The organism is Streptococcus sp. 449_SSPC (assembly GCF_001073005.1).
Taxonomy (GTDB): Bacteria; Bacillota; Bacilli; order Lactobacillales; family Streptococcaceae; genus Streptococcus; species Streptococcus salivarius_F.
On the sequence record NZ_JVGR01000021.1, the window covers coordinates 48,549 to 68,109 of the forward strand.

Sequence of the window (19,561 nt, forward strand, 5' to 3'; positions counted from 1 at the left end):
TATGGGAATACTTTCGTCCATTGATATTGATTTTTGGCGGTCACTCTTTGATAGTCCGCTGAAAGTTATCGTCAATAGTTTGGACATATTGATTGTTGCTTTTTTAATTTATCGCTTTATTAGGGCCCTACGAGGGACAAAAATTATGACCCTTGTTCAAGGGGTTGTCTTATTTATTTTAGTCAAACTGATTTCTGATTTTATAGGCTTCACGACGATTTCTTATTTGATGAATCAGGTTATCAACTATGGGGCCATTGCGGCGGTTGTAATCTTTGCGCCAGAGCTTCGTTCTGCACTTGAAACCTTTGGACGGACACCTCAGCATTTTTTGCAAAATAAAGAGGTTAGCTCAGACGAGAAGTTGGTTCAAGCCTACGTTAAAGCTGTTAAGTACATGAGTCCTCGTAAGATTGGGGCGCTGGTTTCTATTGAACAGACTCAGACCTTACAAGAGCAGATTGCGACTGGAATTCCACTTGATGCGGTGGTGACTGGGGAACTTTTAATTAATATATTCATCCCAAATACACCGCTTCATGATGGGGCAGTTATCATCAGAGATAACAAGGTTGCGACGGCTTGTTCTTATCTGCCATTGACGGAATCTAATAAGATTTCCAAAGAGTTTGGGACTAGACATAGGGCTGCCATTGGTCTTTCAGAACAGACAGATGCACTGACCTTTGTTGTGTCTGAGGAAACTGGTGCGATTTCAATTGCGTACAAGGGAAATTTCATCCATGATCTCTCTGTTCAAGAATTTGAACAAGAGTTGAGTCTTATCTTGTTGAAAGAACAAGAACCACGTCAGTCATTCTTCCAACGTTGGATGGGAGGTAGCAAAAAATGAAGCGTTTCGTAAATTTCTTTAAAGACGATCGTTTATGGCAGATGCTAGTTGCTCTCTTCTTTGCTGTGGTACTCTTTTTCACGGCATGGTCGGGAAATACGCAAAATAAAAACAATAGCTCAAGTGCATCTAATACCTTTACACAAACCGTTGAATCGGTTCCTGTGGATATTAAATATGATAGTGATAAGTACTTTATCAGTGGTTATTCCTATGATGCCGAAGTCTATTTGACAGCGACAACACAGCTGGCTTTAACGACTGAGACAAGTAGTGATACGCGTCACTTTAAATTAGTTGCTGATTTGTCGAATCTGGGTCAAGGAACCAGTCGAGTACCTATTCAGGTTAAGGATCTTCCAGCTGGAATGTCTGCGCAAGTATCGCCATCAACCTTGACGGCGACTATTGGTAAAAAAGCCAGCAAGACCTTTGACGTCGTAGCTAATATCACATCAGATAAGTTAGCAAATGGCTATGAAGTTAAAAAAGTTAGCCTGGATGCAACCAAGGTAGAGGTAACTTCGAGTGAAGATATCATTAACCAGATTGATCATGTTCAAGCAGTATTGGAAGGCGATTCCAACCTGTCTGAAGATTATGATGGGAACTTGGTCCTTCAAGCAGTTTCGACAAATGGAACAGTCCTAGCAAGTTCAATCTCACCAGCTAAGGTGCATGCCAAGATTAGTTTGCGAAAATTGAGCAAATCTGTTCCTGTTAAGGTCGAACTGACTGGAGATAAGGCTAGCAATGTGTCTAGTATCAGCTATAGCTTTAATCGTGGGCATGTGACTATTGTTGGTAGTCAAGAAGCTATGGATAAGATTGATAGCATCACAGTTCCTGTGGACATTAGCCAAGTGACTAAGGACACATCAAAAACAATAGACCTTAAGGCAGAAGGTGTTACGGTTCAGCCTGGCACTGTTAAGGTTAACTTAAAAGTCACGCAAAAATAGGGGAGTTACATTTTTCCTAAATTCATGTATAATGGATGGGATTGAGAGGGACTAATCTCATAAAAATGTAACCAATTAAAAATGTTTAAAATCAAGGGTTGAAAATATTGGCGAAATTTTATAAAGTTAGATTGTCTAGATAGATTTCACTAGATTGACTCTTGCTAAACAGCATCACAGTTTAAGGAGGATTTAGTGCTTAAGCACTAATATTAAAATTATGGGTAAATATTTTGGAACAGACGGTGTTCGTGGAGAAGCAAACGTTGAGCTTACGCCTGAATTGGCCTTTAAATTAGGTCGTTTTGGTGGTTATGTGCTTAGCCAACATGAGACTGGCCGTCCTAAAGTTTTTGTGGCACGTGATACACGTATCTCTGGTGAGATGTTGGAATCTGCCTTAGTAGCAGGTTTGCTCTCAGTGGGTATTGAAGTCTACAAACTTGGAGTGCTTGCGACACCTGGCGTCTCATACTTGGTCCGTACGGAAAATGCAAGTGCTGGTGTTATGATTTCAGCCAGCCATAATCCAGCTCTTGATAATGGTATCAAGTTCTTTGGTGGCGATGGTTTTAAATTGGATGATGCGCGTGAAGCGGAAATTGAAGCCCTTCTCGATGCTGCAGAAGATACGCTTCCACGCCCTTCGGCTGAAGGACTTGGAACACTTGTGGATTATCCAGAGGGTCTTCGTAAATACGAAAAATTCTTGGTGGCTACAGGTGTTGACCTCGGTGGCATAAAAGTTTCCTTGGATGCGGCTAATGGAGCAGCTGCGGTATCTGCACGTAACATTTTCCTTGACTTGAACGCAGAAATCTCTGTTATTGGTGACCAACCTGATGGCCTTAACATCAATGCTGGTGTTGGTTCGACACACCCAGAGCAGTTGCAAGCCTTGGTTAAAGAAACTGGCTCAGCTATTGGTCTTGCCTTTGATGGTGACAGTGACCGTCTCATCGCTGTTGATGAAAATGGCGATATTGTTGATGGTGATAAGGTGATGTATATCATTGGTAAACATTTGTCTCAAAAATGCGAGTTGGCTAAAAATACTATTGTAACAACGGTTATGTCAAACCTTGGTTTCCACAAGGCACTTGACCGTGAAGGCATTAACAAGGCAGTGACTGCTGTTGGTGACCGTTATGTTGTCGAAGAAATGCGTAAAAACGGCTACAACCTTGGTGGTGAACAGTCTGGACACGTTATTATCATGGATTACAACACAACTGGTGATGGTCAATTGACAGCTATTCAATTGACTAAAGTCATGGTTGAAACAGGTAAGAGCTTGTCTGAATTGGCTTCAGAAGTGACCATCTATCCACAAAAATTGGTTAATATCCGTGTGGAAAATAGCATGAAAGATAAGGCTATGGAAGTTCCTGCAATTGCCGCTATCATTGAAAAAATGGAAGCTGAGATGGCTGGAAATGGACGTATCTTGGTTCGTCCAAGTGGTACTGAACCTCTTCTTCGTGTTATGGCAGAAGCCCCAACAGATGATGAAGTGAACTACTACGTTGATACGATTGCTGATGTTGTTCGTGCAGAAATTGGATTGGACTAAGTATGATAGCTAAGCTCAGAGCCTTCATGGCCACCGAAGTTTTCAAGTACCTTTTCTTTGGTGTCTTGGCAACTTTGGTCTATATGGTCAGTCGTACTTTGATTTTCCAGTTTACCCAACAAGGAACACTTTCAGCAGTCTTAGCGAATGCGATTGCCATTATCTTTGCCTTTTTTACAAATGACATGTTTGTCTTTAATCAGGAAAAGACAGGTATGGTTACGCGCTTTGTTAAGTTCGTGGGTGCTCGCCTATTGACCTTGGTCTTGGATTTGGCACTGGCCTATTTCTTAGTCGATACCTATCCAGAAATTATTGGTCAATTTGTTGGTCATAGTCATGCTTGGGTAAACGGTATCGAGAGCCTCTTCTCTCAGGTCCTTATCATTGTATTGAACTATATTATTTCTAAATTCTTCGTCTTTACAGGCGAGAAAGTATAAGCAAAAAGGAAGTTGTTAGGAAATGTGTTAAAACCATTTCTTACCAACTTCCTTTTTTGATATAATTAAATAGACTTAAAAAAATAGAAAGATGAAATATGTACGTACAATTATCTCAACGCCTCAAGGACGTAGCAACCTATGTTCCCAAAGGTGCAAAACTCTTGGATGTAGGCAGTGATCATGCCTATCTTCCGATTTATTTACTTGAAAAAGGCCTGATTACTTCAGCTATTGCTGGAGAAGTGGTAAAAGGCCCTTATGAGTCTGCTCTTGCAAATGTCTCAGCTTCTGGTTTCCAAGATAAAATCGAGGTGCGCTTGGCTAATGGCTTGGCTGCCTTCGAACCTTCTGATGCTGTCACAACCATCACAATCTGTGGCATGGGGGGACGTCTTATTGCGGATATCCTTGATGCTGGAAAGGACAAACTTAAGGGCGTAAACCGTCTGATTTTACAACCAAATAATCGTGAAGATGATCTCCGTATCTGGTTGATGGAAAATGGTTTTGAGATTATTGCAGAGTCTATCATGACTGAAAATGGCAAATACTACGAAATCATGGTGGCAGAAGCTGGACACATGAGCCTTTCGGACAAGGAAGTGCGTTTTGGTCCTCATCTCATGAAAGAACAATCTCAGGTTTTCCAGCTCAAATGGCAACGTGAAATCAATAAACTTGAGATTGCCTTAGGATCCATTCCTCTTGCCAATCAGGCTGACCGTGCAGCTATTGAAGATAAAATTCAAACCATTAAGGAGGTTTTGAACCATGTTAGCTAGTGAACTTATCAAGACTTATGAGGAATTTTGTCCACAGGAGCTTTCCATGGAGGGTGATGTGGTTGGCTTGCAGATTGGTAGTCTGGACAAGGAGATTCAGAAGGTCATGGTTACCTTGGATGTTCGTGAAAATACAGTAGTTGAAGCTATTGAAAAAGGTGTGGACCTCATCATTGCTAAACATGCTCCAATTTTCCGTCCAGTTAAGGATTTGGTGTCTTCGCCTGACCGAGATATTTTGCTCGACCTGGTTAAGCATGATATTGCAGTCTATGTGAGTCATACTAATATTGATGTCGTTAATGATGGCCTTAATGATTGGTTCTGTGACTTACTTGACATTAAACACACCACATATTTAACGCAGACTTCTGAAAATCATGGAATTGGTCGAGTGGGTGATATCGTGCCACAGACCATTGAAGAACTTGCTCTTAAAGTAAAAGCAGTTTTTGGCTTGGACAGTGTTCGATTGGTTCGTTATGACCATGATAATCCTCTTGTTAGCCGTGTGGCTATTTGTGGGGGTAGCGGTCAAGGATTTTACAAGGATGCTTTGAAAAAGGGCGCACAAGTCTTTATCACTGGTGATGTATACTACCATACAGGACAAGAAATGATTACTAATGGTCTCTTGGCTATTGACCCTGGGCACCATATTGAAGCCCTCTTTATCTCAAAGATCGCTGAGAAACTTGAGACTTGGAAACGTGAGCATGATTGGAATGTGACCATACTTGAGAGTCAGTCCTCAACTAATCCTTTTGACCATTTGTAGGAGGATGTGTCTGTGACTGGGCTTTTACATCAAAATGTGGTCTTTTTGGCCTTGCTTGCTGGTCTTTTTACTTGGGGCTGTACCATTATCGGATCGGCCATTGTTTTCTTCTTCAAGAATATTAGTCGTAAATTGTTAGATATTATGATGGGCTTTGCGGCTGGTGTCATGATTGCGGCCTCTTTTTGGTCACTTTTGGATCCCTCTTTAACTTATGCGACTCAAAATGGCTATGGGAAATGGTCCTGGTTCCCTGCGGCAGCTGGCTTCTTGCTTGGTGGTGTGGCCCTTCGTTTGATTGATGCCGTTGTTCCTCATTTGCATTTGGGAAATGATATCTCAAAAGCAGAAGGGATTCAACCTCGTAAGAAAAAGTTGTCCAAGACTGCCCTGCTCTTTTTGGCTATCACGATTCATAATTTTCCAGAGGGATTAGCAGTTGGTGTTACCTTTGGTGCCCTAGCTGGTGGGAATATGACACTTGCTGGTCTTATGGGAGCTATTGGTCTAGCTATAGGTATTGGTTTGCAGAATGTCCCTGAAGGTGCAGCCCTCTCTATTCCTATTCGAGCAGATGGAAAATCTCGTATCAAGGCCTTTTATTGGGGCTCGATGTCAGCTATCGTGGAGCCTATAGGAGCTGTTATGGGAGCTGCTCTAGTCTTGTGGATGATGGTGATTATTCCTTATGCTTTGGCTTTTGCGGCAGGTGCCATGATCTTTGTGGTAACGGAGGAATTGATTCCTGAATCACAAACCAATGGTAATACTGACGTCGCAACCTTGGGGCTCATGGTTGGCTTTGTCGTCATGATGGTTATGGACGTGGCCTTAGGTTAAAAATACTAAAGAGCTGTGCCTATTGATATAGGACTCAGCTCTTTTAAAATAGATGGAGTAAAAAATGAAAATTGCAATTGTTGGTGCAGGTATCGTCGGTTCAACGGCTGCCTACTACTTATCAAAAGAAAAAGACGTAGAGGTTACAGTATTTGATCATGGTCTAGGGCAAGCAACCAAGGCAGCAGCAGGGATTATCAGCCCCTGGTTTTCCAAGCGTCGTAATAAGGCCTGGTATCGTATGGCACGTTTGGGAGCCGATTTTTACCAAGATTTAGTTTCAAATCTTGAAAATGATGGTTATGACACGAGCTTCTATGATCAGTCTGGTGTAGCCCTTCTCAAGAAAGACGATAGTAAGTTGGACGGTTTGTATCAGCATGCAGAAACTAGGCTAGAAGAATCACCCATTATTGGTGAACTCTCTATAAAAAATGCTGCCGACCTCCCTGAATTTACTGGATTTGACCGTTATCTCTATGCTTCTGGAGGTGCCAGAGTGGAGGGAGCAGAATTGACAGCGACTTTGATTGAGGCCTCAGGTTTTGAAAAGGTAGAGGGTCTAGTCACACTTTCTCCTCTTGACAATGCCACTTACGAGATTAATGGGCAAACTTTCGATAAGGTCATTCTTGCTTGTGGTGCCTGGCTAGGTCAAACGCTTGAACCCCTTGGTTTTGAAGTAGACGTTCGCCCCCAAAAGGGGCAATTGCGTGACTATTTCTTTGAGGGCATGGATACTGGTAGATTACCTGTTCTGATGCCAGAGGGCGAATTGGATGTCATTCCTTTTGCTGGTGGAAAGATTTCGGTAGGGGCCAGCCATGAAAATGACTAAGGCTTTGATTTGACAGTTGATGAGACTGTACTTGCAAGTCTGGAGGAAGAGGCTAAGACCTATTTCCCTGACTTAAGTACTGCCAAGTCCTTCTCAGAACGTGTGGGAACTAGAGCCTACACGAGTGATTTCTCACCTTTCTTTGGAGAAGTTCCAGAGCTTGAGGGTGTCTTTGTCGCCTCAGGTTTAGGCTCTTCAGGACTTACGACAGGGCCACTGATTGGAAAGAATCTGGTTGATTTGGCCATGAACCGACCTGGTAGCTTGGATAGTGCGGACTATCCAGTGGCTCAGTACATTAAGAAAAAAGACTAATAGTATTAAAGTTCTTCTAGATATTTAGACTCAAGAATCAGCTGGCTATTTCTCGCTATTGAGGGATGTTGGCTGATTCTTTTTTTATTAGAGTTGTTTACATCTATTTCTTATTTGATTAGAAAATGATAAAATAGTAACTGTTCATCAATTGTAGGTGAATACTAATAAAAAATGGGGAGGGACTATGTTCCAAAAAGTTAAAGTATATGTGACAGTCTTTGTTTCCTTGTTAGCCATAAGTTTAGGCTTGTCTGTCAAAGCAGGGGCAGCAGAAGACTTGGCTGTGACAAAGACAAGAATTGTCCTAGAGAGTTATGAGTTTGGTCCTGCTGTAACCAAAGTCATTTTTGAATTTAATCAGAAGGTCACACCAGAGGTTGTCCACAGCTCAACCCAGGTTACAACAGCAGGAGTTAGTCGTCAGGTGACGAATTCTTATGTGTCCGACGATCAGGGGCATGTGGTCTATTATGATAACAGCAAGTACGTGACGCTTGAATTGAGCCTACCTTCTTATAATCGCTACAACATGGGTGGAAATGCTGAACCTATGTATTTTAACCTTTCTACTTGGACTAACCAATGGCTGGAAAGTTATATGGTATCAATGAAAGATTTGTCAGTAGTGGCAGAAGGTAGTAGTCAGTCGCAAATGGTGTCTTCTGAGCAAGATGCCATCAATAATCGTTTGATGCCAACAACGGAGGTTTTCGATGAGCGAGGGCAGGTAGGTAACATGCAGTATGCGGCTTATAGTGCCCAAACCGGTACAGGAAATAGCACCAAACCTTTGATAGTCTGGCTACACGGCATTGGTGAAAGAGGGACAGATATGAATATTCCTCTTCTTTCAAATGACGTCTATGCGCTTACCCAGCCTGATATTCAAGGCCATTTCTTAACAACCGGTGATCAGGCGCGTGGGGTCAATGTGCTTGCTGTTCAAACGCAGACACCTTGGGGGTCGGATAATGCAGCACAACTCAAAGAGACCATTGATACATACCTAGCTAATCACCCAGAGGTAGATAAGGGACGAATTTATCTTGCAGGGGTTTCCAATGGTGGTGGTATGGTCTTGACCATGGGAGCAACCTATCCAGATTATTTTGCAGCTCTCATTCCAATTGCTGCTCCCTTAACTGTTGACCAATCTGGGATTGATAAACTGAAGGACCAGCCTATGTGGTTGATTCACACGAAAGCAGACGCAACAGTTCAACCAGAAAATAGTGTCTTGCCTCTATACAAGAGTTTGATTACCTCTGGAGCTTCTAACAAATGGTTTTCATACTTTGAAACAGCTACCGGGACTGATCTTCCTGGTACAGAGTATGATGGGCATTGGGCTTGGATTTATTTCTTCCATGACCAGGTGATTGGCGTTCAGCATCCTGAAAATACGAAAAATTGGGATGGTTATAGTGGTATGGTAGCCACTGACCCAACCTATGGCGGTGGCTCTCGAGCTAGTGTCAATGGGCAAACCTATAACAGTATCTTTGACTGGATGAGTGCACAAAGGCACTGAAGAAGATGATGATTACGCTTTCTAAGGAAAGTGCTACAAGAGGTTATCTTCAATCTAAAAGGGTTTCAATCGAAATCCTTTTTGATTGGATTAAGAAAATGGACACTTGTGATTTTCTTAATGAAAGCTTAAGAACATAGGGTTTACCGTGACAAGAGGGCTGAAAAATGCTAAAATATAGGTAATATATTAGAGAAAAAAGGAGCCTTCTTATGAAAGGTATTATTCTTGCAGGCGGTTCAGGGACGCGTTTGTATCCATTGACTCGTGCTGCATCAAAACAACTGATGCCGATTTACGATAAACCAATGATTTATTACCCACTATCAACGCTTATGTTGGCTGGTATTAAGGAAATCCTCATCATCTCAACACCACAGGACCTTCCACGTTTTGAAGAGCTCCTTGGTGATGGTTCTGAGTTCGGTATTTCCCTTTCTTACGCAGTACAACCAAGTCCAGATGGATTGGCTCAAGCCTTTATCATTGGTGAAGACTTCATTGGTGATGATAGTGTTGCCCTTGTTCTTGGGGACAATATTTTCCATGGCAATGGTCTTTCTGCCATGCTTCAACGTGCCGAAGCTAAGGAAAAAGGAGCTACAGTCTTTGGTTATCAAGTTAAGGATCCAGAACGTTTTGGTGTTGTTGAATTTGACGACAATATGAATGCCATCTCAATCGAGGAAAAACCTGAGCATCCAAAATCAAACTTTGCTGTAACTGGTCTTTATTTCTATGACAATGATGTTGTGGAAATTGCCAAAAATATCAAGCCAAGTCCTCGTGGCGAACTTGAAATCACGGATGTTAACAAGGCTTACTTAGAACGTGGTGACCTCTCTGTTGAACTTATGGGACGTGGCTTTGCTTGGTTGGATACAGGCACTCACGAAAGTCTCTTGCAAGCTGCTCAGTACATTGAAACAGTTCAACGTTTGCAAAATGTTCAAGTGGCTAACCTTGAGGAAATTGCCTATCGCATGGGCTACATTACTAAAGAGCAGGTCCTCGAATTGGCACAACCACTTAAGAAGAATGAATACGGGCAATATTTGCTCCGTTTGATTGGAGAAGCATAATGACTGAACAATTTTTTGGTAAAGAATTAGCTGCACGTAAGATTGAAGCCATCCCAGGTTTACTTGAATTTGATATTCCAGTACATGGAGATAACCGTGGATGGTTCAAGGAAAACTTCCAAAAGGAAAAAATGTTGCCGCTTGGTTTTCCAGAATCATTCTTTGCAGAAGGAAAATTGCAAAACAACGTTTCTTTCTCACGTAAAAATGTTTTACGTGGTTTGCACGCTGAGCCTTGGGATAAATACATCTCAGTAGCAGATGAAGGAAAGGTTCTTGGAACATGGGTTGACCTTCGTGAAGGCGAAACGTTTGGGAATACTTACCAAACAGTCATTGATGCCTCAAAAGGAATCTTTGTTCCTCGTGGTGTTGCCAATGGTTTCCAAGTTTTGTCTGATAAGGTCGCATACAGCTATCTTGTGAACGACTACTGGGCACTTGAGCTTAAACCTAAATACGCCTTTGTCAACTATGCTGACCCAAGCCTTGATATCAAGTGGGAAAACTTGGAAGAAGCAGAAGTCTCAGAAGCAGATAAAAACCACCCATTGCTCAAAGACGTTAAACCACTAAGAGCAGAAGATTTTTAAGAATAAACCTTGCACAGTATTTTTGCGACTGCAAGGAGCCTGGTAGGATCGTTCCTGCCCTAGTGATAACAAGATTCCCTTATGGGAATCTTGTAGGGAAATCCGGAGACTTCGGCTCCGGATTTAGCCATGAAACCAAAGGGTTGCTGGCGTCCCTCACTAGCCAAAGGAACGATTAAGAAAAAAACAATATTTTTTGGAGAAAAAATGACTGAATATAAAAATATCATCGTAACTGGTGGCGCAGGTTTCATCGGTTCAAACTTCGTACACTATGTCTACAACAATCATCCAGACGTACATGTGACTGTCCTTGACAAACTCACTTACGCTGGTAACCGTGCTAACATTGAAGAAATCCTTGGTGACCGTGTTGAATTGGTTGTTGGTGATATTGCTGATGCTGAATTGGTTGATAAATTGGCTGCTAAGGCTGATGCTATCGTTCACTATGCGGCTGAAAGCCACAATGATAATTCATTGAACGACCCATCACCATTTATCCACACAAACTTCATTGGTACTTACACACTCTTGGAAGCTGCTCGTAAATACGATATTCGTTTCCACCACGTATCAACAGACGAAGTGTATGGTGACCTTCCATTGCGCGAAGATCTTCCTGGACACGGTGAAGGTCCTGGTGAAAAATTCACAGCAGAAACAAAATACAACCCATCGTCACCTTATTCATCAACTAAGGCTGCTTCAGACCTTATCGTTAAAGCATGGGTGCGTTCATTTGGTGTTAAGGCAACTATTTCAAACTGCTCAAACAACTATGGACCATACCAACACATCGAAAAATTCATCCCACGTCAAATCACCAACATCTTGTCAGGAATTAAACCAAAACTTTATGGAGAAGGTAAAAATGTCCGTGACTGGATTCACACTAACGACCACTCAACTGGTGTTTGGGCTATCCTCACTAAAGGCCGTATCGGTGAAACTTACTTGATTGGTGCTGATGGTGAAAAGAATAACAAGGAAGTTCTTGAACTCATCCTTGAAAAAATGGGTCAACCAAAAGATGCTTACGATCGTGTAACAGACCGTGCTGGTCATGATTTGCGTTACGCTATTGACTCAACAAAATTGCGTGAAGAACTTGGTTGGGAACCACAATTTACAAACTTTGAATCAGGTTTGGAAGAAACAATCAAGTGGTACACAGATCACCAAGACTGGTGGAAAGCCGAAAAAGAAGCTGTTGAAGCTAACTACGCTAAGACACAAGAAGTGCTTAAATAATTGGAAAATCTATCACTTCCAAGCTAGTGATAGATTTTTCTGTTAAGAACTGTTAGGAGAGATGATGAATAGAAAAGAATGGATTGAATATTTTGAAGCGATTAATAATCGTAAGCCCACTATTCAGGAGTGTCAGCAGGCCCTTCTAAATGGTGAATTTGTTATAGAAGGAAAACAAGCTACTTTTTCCAACAATGGAAATTCCGTGACTGCAGGAGTCGGACCTTTACCAAATTAAATGACTGGTCAAATGGTCAACCCAGCTTATTCACAACAAATGGTCTTTGTTAAGAAGAAAAAGTTTGGCAAGAAGACTTTTATTGGTCTTGGGATTGCTTTATTTCTTGTTGTAGCAACAAGTCTTGGCCTCTTTTTGTTTTCTTCCAAAGGAACAAACTTGGGAGGTTTGTGGGTAACTAATGATAATGTTGGTTTGGTTTATGAGTTAAGTGGGAAAAAGTCAAAACTTGTTGCAGGCTATAGGGAAGAAGAAATCAAAGAAATCTCTATTGGTAATAAAGTTAGACAGGAGTTTGAAGCACGTTTAGAAGATGTCAGTAATTCAAAACTAAAAACGATTGCTGATTTTGACAAGAAATATCAATTACAGACCAAAGAGATCATACTGGTTAAGACGAAATGGGAATGGATTGGCTACTATAATCTGATTCAGAAGGATGGGACAAACTTAGTTCTAGATTTAACCTTATCAGATCTCTACTACGGATCAAGAAGAACCAAAGATTTAAAAAAGAAATGTCTTTTTCATAAGGCAGAGGTTGCAAAAGTTTTTGTTGGAAAATGGAAGACATATGATGATGAAGATGAATCAGAAGGAGAATTGACTATCTCTGAAAATGGTGTTATGACTACAGATTCTGATGATATAGATATCTTAAATGTTAAGCCTTTAGATATCTTAATTGCTAAGCCTTTAAAAGAATATCTGGCGGATCAATCAGGCAGCGTAGATAATGATAAGGTGCAAAAAGAGTTTGCTAAAATACAGAAGTCTCTTAAGTCATATGGTTATCAGGCTAAGAGTGTTAATGACATCTACCACAATGCGAGAAAGTCATACTATTATGTCGTTGTAGATGGTGGCAAGCGCATTATTGTCTTGGAGGATAGTTCCAACCTTCCCTCCATATGGGGTTATATTGAAAGAGAAGACAAATAGTAATTAGGATACCTCTAGAAGGTAAGAAGTACCTAAATAAGATGCAGAAGCCTATCATTCCTCTAGGAGTGATGGGCTTTTTTTACTTGTAAATACGACATTAACTTATGACAGCGATACAATTAATTACATAATTGTTACAAAAATTACATAAAATACTTGAATTTTGTAACAAAATAGATATAATAGAAATATAGAAAAGAGGTTTATGAAAATGAAAAGAAAAGTTATTCGTGTTTGTTCACTTGTTTTGTTGTCTGTAGTTGTTTCTACAGCACTTGTCGGATGTGGCTCTAAGTCAGAAAAAGACACTGCAACATCATCTACAACGTCAACTTCTAAAGTAGTGAAGTCCTCTGCTAAAACAAAAACTTCTGAGAAAAAGTCTGTTAAAAAGGGTAAGACAGAAGCTTCAGCTTCAAAGGATTCTCAAGGTCAAGAAGAAGCGAGTGCTCCTGAAGCTAGCTCTTCAAAAAATCAAGCTACAGAAGGAACTGATGGTCAAGTAGGAACAAGTGGTAGTGCTGCTTCTGAGTCAAACAAGTCTAGTCAAGCAACAGCTGATACTCAAAGTGATGCTCCTGTCCCAGCAGCTTTGGTTGGAACTTGGACAGGTACTAGTCCTCAAGCAACAGACATTAGTTTTACAGTTGATGCTGATGGCAACATCACTTCAAAGGCAAATTTCAATGTCGATTACGAACCCTATCGTCAAAGCTCTACAACTGCAAAAGCTGTTCAAATTTCTGGAAATCTCTATGTTTGGGAGGGTGGCGATTTTTCTACCTTGCTTCCTGGTATTACAGGACTAGGGGGAGCTGGTTTCCAAGCTAAGCCTGGCTTTATTCTTGAAAATGGAACTTACACGCCAGTTCAATTCATCTCTGACTTGGGACCAACCTTTGATTATAGCAACTATAATGCTTTCCCATTCTCATTAACAAAATAAAGTAAAGAAGCTATCTGGAGAGATGGCTTCTTTTTGGCTCAAACTCTTATCATTCGAGGTCTCATTTCTGCTTAAAAAATGGTAGAATAGTTACATGCAAACAAAACCAACGTCAGCCTATGTGCACATTCCATTTTGCACACAAATTTGTTATTATTGTGACTTTTCCAAGGTCTTCATTAAAAATCAGCCCGTTGATGACTACCTACGGGCTTTGATTCGTGAGTGGGAGCTTTTAGATATCAAGGAGCTACGCACCCTTTATATTGGTGGTGGGACACCGACAGCTATTTCTGCGGAGCAATTGGACTACCTTTTAAGCAATCTTCAGAAAAACTTGGATTTGTCTAAGTTGGAGGAGTTTACCATTGAGGCCAATCCTGGGGATTTGACGGTTGATAAGATTGAGGTGCTCAAAAAATCAGCTGTTAATCGCGTATCTTTAGGGGTTCAGACCTTTGATGACAAGCACTTGCGTCAAATTGGTCGCAGTCACAATCAAGCACAGATTTATGAAAGTATTGATAGCTTAAAGGCTGCTGGTTTTCATAATATTTCTATTGACCTCATTTATGCACTACCTGGTCAAACCATGGATCAGGTCAAGGAAAATGTGAGAAAGGCACTGGAACTGGATATTCCACACCTAAGTCTCTATAGTTTGATATTGGAACATCACACGGTCTTTATGAATAAGATGCGTCGGGGTAAGCTCAATCTGCCAACTGAGGACTTGGAGGCAGAGATGTTTGACTATATTATCCAAGAGTTGGAAAACAATGGTTTTGAGCACTACGAGATTTCAAACTTTACCAAACCTGGGATGGAGAGTCGTCACAATCTCATGTATTGGAATAATGATGAGTATTATGGTGTGGGTGCTGGAGCCTCTGGTTATGTCAATGGTGTTCGTTATCGCAATAGAGGCCCTATCCAGCATTACCTAAAGGCTATAGCTGAGGATGGCTATGCTAGACTTCACGAAGAACATCTGACTAAGGCGGAGATGATGGAGGAGGAGTTCTTCCTTGGTTTGCGTAAAAAGTCGGGTGTGTCTATTAAACGTTTTGAAGAGAAGTTTGGCTTGTCATTCGCGGATACTTATGGGGACATTGTAAAAAAACTACAGGAAGATGGGCTCTTGGTCAAGGATCCAGAGGTGGTTCGTATGACTAAACGAGGACTCTTCCTGGGTGATAGTGTCGCTGAGCAATTTATCTTGGAGGATTAGATGGGATTAAAATTTAGTATTCCTTATCAAATTCCGTTTTATGAGACGGATATCACGCATCAGGTAAAATTACCGCACTTATTGGCTTTTTCATTGCAAGTATCTGGTATGCAGTCAGAATCTCTGGGAAATACGGATAAGGACGTTTTTGATAAATACGGTCTGGTTTGGATTGTGACAGACTATGCGATTGAGATTGACCGTCTGCCTCGCTACAATGAAAAGGTGACCATTACAACGGAAGCTATTTCCTATAATAAGATTTTCTGTTACCGTAATTTTTACATCACAGATGAAACTGGTCAGCAAATTATGCTCTTTAAGACTACTTTTGCTCTCATGGATTATGAAACGCGTAAGGTATTAGAAGTGCCAGATGAGGTGGTAGCACCTTATGGGGCTGATAAGACTAAAAAGTTGCTTAGAGGGCCTCGCTATAAGGCTTTGGAAAATCCAATTGAGACGCTTTATCGTGTGCGTTATTTTGACCTAGATATGAATGGCCACGTTAATAATAGCAAGTACTTGGAGTGGATGTTGGATGTTTTCGATTTGGATTTTTTGACCAAGTACACACCAGCCCATATTGACCTCAAGTATGTTAAGGAAATTCATCATGGGTCAGAGATTTATTCAGGCTATGAGTTTGACCAAGAAAGTTTGAGCAGTCAACATCAGATTTGTGTTGATGGCAATATTCATGCTCAGGCCATTATCCAATGGAAAGAAATAGGAGACGAGTAAGATGACATATAAAGGTTATTTGATTGATTTAGATGGGACTATTTACAAGGGGAAGGATCGTATCCCTGAGGGAGAAGCCTTCGTTAAGGAGTTGCAGAAGCGTCAGATTCCCTATCTTTTTGTGACTAATAACAGTATGCGTACACCAGAGATGGTACAAGAGCTTTTGCGTAATCAGTGTGAGTTGGAAACGCCCCTTGAGACCATTTACACAGCTACTTTGGCGACAGTTGATTACATGAACGATATGAATCGTGGCAAGACAGTTTATGTTATCGGTGAGACTGGGCTTAAATCTGCCATTGCGGAAGCGGGATATACGGTAGATGAGGAAAATCCTGCCTATGTTGTGGTGGGCTTGGACCGTGAAGTCACTTATGAAATGTTGGTTAAAGCAACGCTTGCTATCCACAAAGGGGCTATATTTATTGGAACTAACCCAGATTTGAATATCCCAACTGAACGTGGTCTTCTTCCAGGTGCTGGTTCCCTCTTAGCTCTTATCGAGGCGGCTACCCGTGTGAAACCAATCATTATTGGTAAGCCTAAAGCTATTATCATGAACAAGGCTCTTGAAATCCTTGGGACAGAACGTAGCCAAACGATTGTGGTTGGTGACAATTACTTGACTGATATTACAGCTGGCATTAAAAATGACTTTCCAACCCTTCTAGTGACAACTGGATTTACCAAGGCAGAAGAGGTTGCGAATTTACCAGTAAAACCAGACCATGTGCTTTCTAGTTTAGCGGAGTGGGATTTTGATGCGAACTAAAATTGAGGCTGTTCTGACTCCGATTTGGCTCTTGGCCCTGTCTATCCTAGTGACGATTTATCTGGCATGGGGCTTTTATTATTTTGATATTGATTGGATGCATCTTTTGGACTATGTCATTCTTGGCAAGACAGAGCTCTGGCATAATTTCAATATCCTCATGCAGTACCTGACCTTTCCTTGGGTTGGTCATCTGTCCATGCCTGATTTTCCATCGTCGGAGAGTGGGCTTAAGCATTTTCATGATGTGAAGTGGCTCTTTCATTTGGTACAGGGGCTTGTTATCCTACTGGCCTATCCAGCTCTGACTTTTCTTTGGCGAAATGTGAAGAAAGGGACCTTTGGTCTTTACGTTAAACTTTATATGAGTCTAGCACTCTTGCCGGTCCTTATTGGGGTTGTGGGGCTTTTTCTCGGATTTGATGAGTTTTTTACGCTCTTTCATGAAGCACTCTTTCCTGGGGATAGCAGTTGGCTCTTTAATCCCATGTTGGACCCGATTATCAACGTTTTGCCAGAAGAGTATTTCCTTCAGTGTTTTGTCATTTTCTTTCTTGTCTATGAGGGAATCATGGTGAGTCTGACCTGGTTGGCCCGTAAGCAGCTTAAAATGTATTTGAAAAATAAGGAGTAGTTATGTCTATTCGTGATAACCATTTGCATACCCATCATTCTTATGATTCGGATGCGAACTTTACTGACTATTTGACGCATTTTGATGGGGAGATTGTAACGACTGAGCATTATGATCTCTCTAATCCTTATACCAAACAGGATGATGTGCCCGAGTACGAGGCCTATAGTCGTGAGATTGAAAGTCTTAACCGTAAGTATGGCAATCGTATAAAACGTGGTATCGAGATTGGTTATTACCAGCCTAGGGAGAGGGATATTTTAGACTTTCTGGATGGTAAGGACTATGATCTCAAACTTTTATCTGTTCACCATAATGGGGTCAATGATTATCTTGATGATGAGGTAGCTGATATGGATAAGGCAAGCATTATTCAAGAATATCTGGACAAGTTGGAGTACGCTATTGGTCGTGTGGACGCAGATGTTTTGGCCCACTTTGACTATGGTTTTCGCCTGTTTGACGTGACTGTTGATGAGCTAAAAGCTTATGAAGAACAGCTCAAACGTATTTTCCAGAAAATGATTGCTAATGATTTGGCTTTTGAGCTGAATGCAAAGAGTATGTATCTCTATCATCACGAAGACCTCTACCGTTATGCCCTAGGCCTTGTTAAGGATTTGGGATGTCGCAAGTATTCTATTGGGTCTGATGGTCATAAATTAGAGCATTTCCGTCTGAACTTTGACAAGATTCAGGAGATCTTGAGAGAATTCGGCATTACAGAAGATATGATTATATAGCGAAGACAGCTTCAACTGAAGCTGTCTTTTTCTTAAGGAAAACTTAAAGAAAAAGCGTGGTTATGGGAATTATAGAAGATTTTAAGCTTTGCTTGTTATGCTAATTTCAAGCAAAAGGAACTTATGGTTTCAATCTTATCTTTCAAAATTGGAGGTCTTCTATGAAATTTCTCAAAAGGCATGCCTATGCCTTACTCTTTACCCTTTTTTTGATGGGGGCAAATGTTTACTCTCTCTTAAAGGTCTTTGTCATTCCCTCAGCGGTCTCAACAGTTTCGGCCAATACGACTAGCTCAACCACAGCGTCGTCGACGGCATCTACCAGCACTGGTAAGGTGACTAAGACGGATACGACTTATAAAGATGACAATATGGATATCAAAATCACAACAGGTAAAACCAGTGATACCACTTACTATGTGGCCGATATCCAGCTTTCAAGTGCAGACTACCTTAAAACGGCTTTGGCACAAAATACCTATGGGACCAACATCACCGACACTACTTCAAGTATTGCCCAGCAAAACAATGCAATCTTTGCCATCAATGGTGACTATTATGGAGCTAACCAGTCGGGCTATGTGATTAAAAATGGTCAAGTCTATCGTGATACTGATCGAAACAGTGACTACGAGGACCTTGCGGTATACTCAGATGGTAGCTTCAAGGCCTTTAAGGAGAGTGATACAACAGCTCAAAAATTGGTCGATTCAGGTGTGGTGAACACCTTCGCCTTTGGTCCAACTTTAGTTGAAAATGGTAAGGTAGCTGTATCGGAAAATGAAGAGGTTGGTCAAGCTATGGCTGACAATCCACGTACAGCTATCGGAGTCATCGAAGAGAGTGATGGCAGTGTGCACTATATTGTCATTGTCTCTGATGGTCGTACCAGTGAATCGTCAGGATTGACCCTCTATGAAATGGCAGAGTTGATGAAATCATATGGTGTGACGACAGCCTATAACCTTGACGGTGGTGGCTCATCTACTATGTACTTCAATGGTCAAGTCATTAATAAGCCAACCACAAACGGAAACAAAATTTCAGAAAGGGCGGTGAGCGATATTGTTTACATCGGTTACTAAAAAATCAGCCAGCAAGCACTTTTTCACTTACATTGCTTTAACTATTTTCAGCCTTCTATTCACCTTTGTCTATGAACGTTTTTCTTATGGGGAATCGTCCATGTTTATGCGTATGATGTTTTTTGCACCATTGGCTGGAGCACTTATCTATCTGCTAACAGGAGTGGGAATGTCTTGGGTGAAAACACGTCTTTCAAAACTTCTCTTTAATTCGTTTATTGCAGTTGTTGCTAGTGCCTGCTTGGTTAAGGGAATCGTTGAGGTTTCAGGTCGTACGATTAGCGTGGATATGCCTTATTGGTATGTTGCTGCAGGGCTGCTTTGTTTGAGTATTATGACAGGATTTATCAGACCTAGAAAATTGGCTTAA

Annotated in this window: 21 protein-coding genes and 1 pseudogene; all 22 read left to right on the forward strand. The window is 41.2% G+C overall.

All coding sequences use genetic code 11. The features are described from left to right. Position 1 precedes the first annotated feature (1 nt). On the forward strand, positions 2-853 hold the full coding sequence (cdaA, locus tag ADH51_RS03745; protein WP_037600527.1) for a diadenylate cyclase CdaA: 852 nt from the start codon (positions 2-4) through the stop codon (positions 851-853). Next, positions 850-1,815, forward strand: a complete 966-nt coding sequence (locus ADH51_RS03750; RefSeq protein ID WP_037600530.1) for a CdaR family protein — start codon at positions 850-852, stop codon at positions 1,813-1,815. Before cdaA ends, ADH51_RS03750 begins: the two co-directional genes overlap by 4 nt. A 220-nt stretch (positions 1,816-2,035) precedes the next feature. Then, positions 2,036-3,388 (forward strand): phosphoglucosamine mutase, encoded by a 1,353-nt coding sequence (glmM, locus tag ADH51_RS03755; RefSeq protein WP_048674485.1) that lies wholly within the window; start codon positions 2,036-2,038, stop codon positions 3,386-3,388. Positions 3,389-3,390: 2 nt separating this feature from the next. Further along, entirely contained in the window at positions 3,391-3,831 is a 441-nt protein-coding gene (locus ADH51_RS03760; protein ID WP_013990768.1) for a GtrA family protein, read from the forward strand. Positions 3,832-3,929: 98 nt separating this feature from the next. Further along, positions 3,930-4,616, forward strand: coding sequence for a tRNA (adenine(22)-N(1))-methyltransferase (locus ADH51_RS03765; RefSeq protein ID WP_048674487.1), 687 nt, complete (start codon positions 3,930-3,932; stop codon positions 4,614-4,616). Continuing rightward, complete coding sequence (locus ADH51_RS03770; protein WP_048674490.1) at positions 4,606-5,394, forward strand: Nif3-like dinuclear metal center hexameric protein; 789 nt, start codon at positions 4,606-4,608, stop codon at positions 5,392-5,394. The genes ADH51_RS03765 and ADH51_RS03770 overlap by 11 nt, the downstream gene beginning before the upstream one ends. A 12-nt stretch (positions 5,395-5,406) precedes the next feature. Continuing rightward, positions 5,407-6,234, forward strand: a complete 828-nt coding sequence (locus ADH51_RS03775; RefSeq protein WP_002884046.1) for a ZIP family metal transporter — start codon at positions 5,407-5,409, stop codon at positions 6,232-6,234. A gap of 64 nt (positions 6,235-6,298) precedes the next feature. Continuing rightward, positions 6,299-7,387: pseudogene (locus tag ADH51_RS03780) on the forward strand (NAD(P)/FAD-dependent oxidoreductase). A gap of 187 nt (positions 7,388-7,574) precedes the next feature. Then, positions 7,575-8,921 carry an acyl-CoA thioester hydrolase/BAAT C-terminal domain-containing protein gene (locus ADH51_RS03785; protein WP_048674493.1) on the forward strand — a complete coding sequence of 449 codons (1,347 nt, stop codon included), beginning with the start codon at positions 7,575-7,577 and terminating at the stop codon, positions 8,919-8,921. Positions 8,922-9,133: 212 nt separating this feature from the next. After that, positions 9,134-10,003 (forward strand): glucose-1-phosphate thymidylyltransferase RfbA, encoded by an 870-nt coding sequence (rfbA, locus tag ADH51_RS03790; protein WP_002883992.1) that lies wholly within the window; start codon positions 9,134-9,136, stop codon positions 10,001-10,003. Continuing rightward, positions 10,003-10,596 carry a dTDP-4-dehydrorhamnose 3,5-epimerase family protein gene (locus ADH51_RS03795; protein WP_048674498.1) on the forward strand — a complete coding sequence of 198 codons (594 nt, stop codon included), beginning with the start codon at positions 10,003-10,005 and terminating at the stop codon, positions 10,594-10,596. The genes rfbA and ADH51_RS03795 overlap by 1 nt, the downstream gene beginning before the upstream one ends. 207 nt (positions 10,597-10,803) lie before the next feature. After that, positions 10,804-11,850: a dTDP-glucose 4,6-dehydratase gene (gene rfbB, locus ADH51_RS03800; RefSeq protein ID WP_002884100.1), complete on the forward strand. Its 1,047-nt coding sequence runs from the start codon at positions 10,804-10,806 to the stop codon at positions 11,848-11,850. 64 nt (positions 11,851-11,914) lie between these two features. After that, positions 11,915-12,088, forward strand: coding sequence for a hypothetical protein (locus ADH51_RS10315; protein WP_414717664.1), 174 nt, complete (start codon positions 11,915-11,917; stop codon positions 12,086-12,088). Beyond that, positions 12,089-13,030 carry a hypothetical protein gene (locus ADH51_RS03805; RefSeq protein WP_414717665.1) on the forward strand — a complete coding sequence of 314 codons (942 nt, stop codon included), beginning with the start codon at positions 12,089-12,091 and terminating at the stop codon, positions 13,028-13,030. It begins immediately after the preceding gene. Positions 13,031-13,238: 208 nt separating this feature from the next. Beyond that, positions 13,239-13,979, forward strand: coding sequence for a hypothetical protein (locus tag ADH51_RS03810; protein ID WP_048674501.1), 741 nt, complete (start codon positions 13,239-13,241; stop codon positions 13,977-13,979). A gap of 94 nt (positions 13,980-14,073) precedes the next feature. Further along, on the forward strand, positions 14,074-15,210 hold the full coding sequence (hemW, locus tag ADH51_RS03815; protein ID WP_048674504.1) for a radical SAM family heme chaperone HemW: 1,137 nt from the start codon (positions 14,074-14,076) through the stop codon (positions 15,208-15,210). Beyond that, positions 15,211-15,954, forward strand: coding sequence for an acyl-ACP thioesterase domain-containing protein (locus ADH51_RS03820; protein ID WP_048674507.1), 744 nt, complete (start codon positions 15,211-15,213; stop codon positions 15,952-15,954). A 1-nt stretch (position 15,955) separates the two neighbouring features. After that, complete coding sequence (locus ADH51_RS03825; protein ID WP_021145568.1) at positions 15,956-16,729, forward strand: TIGR01457 family HAD-type hydrolase; 774 nt, start codon at positions 15,956-15,958, stop codon at positions 16,727-16,729. Beyond that, entirely contained in the window at positions 16,719-17,363 is a 645-nt protein-coding gene (locus ADH51_RS03830; protein WP_048674509.1) for a TIGR01906 family membrane protein, read from the forward strand. The genes ADH51_RS03825 and ADH51_RS03830 overlap by 11 nt, the downstream gene beginning before the upstream one ends. 8 nt (positions 17,364-17,371) lie before the next feature. Further along, the gene (locus ADH51_RS03835) at positions 17,372-18,106 is read left to right on the forward strand and encodes a PHP domain-containing protein (protein ID WP_037604449.1); all 735 of its coding nucleotides are present in this window, start codon (positions 17,372-17,374) and stop codon (positions 18,104-18,106) included. Between the two features lie 161 nt (positions 18,107-18,267). Next, entirely contained in the window at positions 18,268-19,191 is a 924-nt protein-coding gene (locus ADH51_RS03840) for a phosphodiester glycosidase family protein (protein WP_048674512.1), read from the forward strand. Then, positions 19,172-19,561 carry a hypothetical protein gene (locus tag ADH51_RS03845; RefSeq protein ID WP_048674515.1) on the forward strand — a complete coding sequence of 130 codons (390 nt, stop codon included), beginning with the start codon at positions 19,172-19,174 and terminating at the stop codon, positions 19,559-19,561. Before ADH51_RS03840 ends, ADH51_RS03845 begins: the two co-directional genes overlap by 20 nt.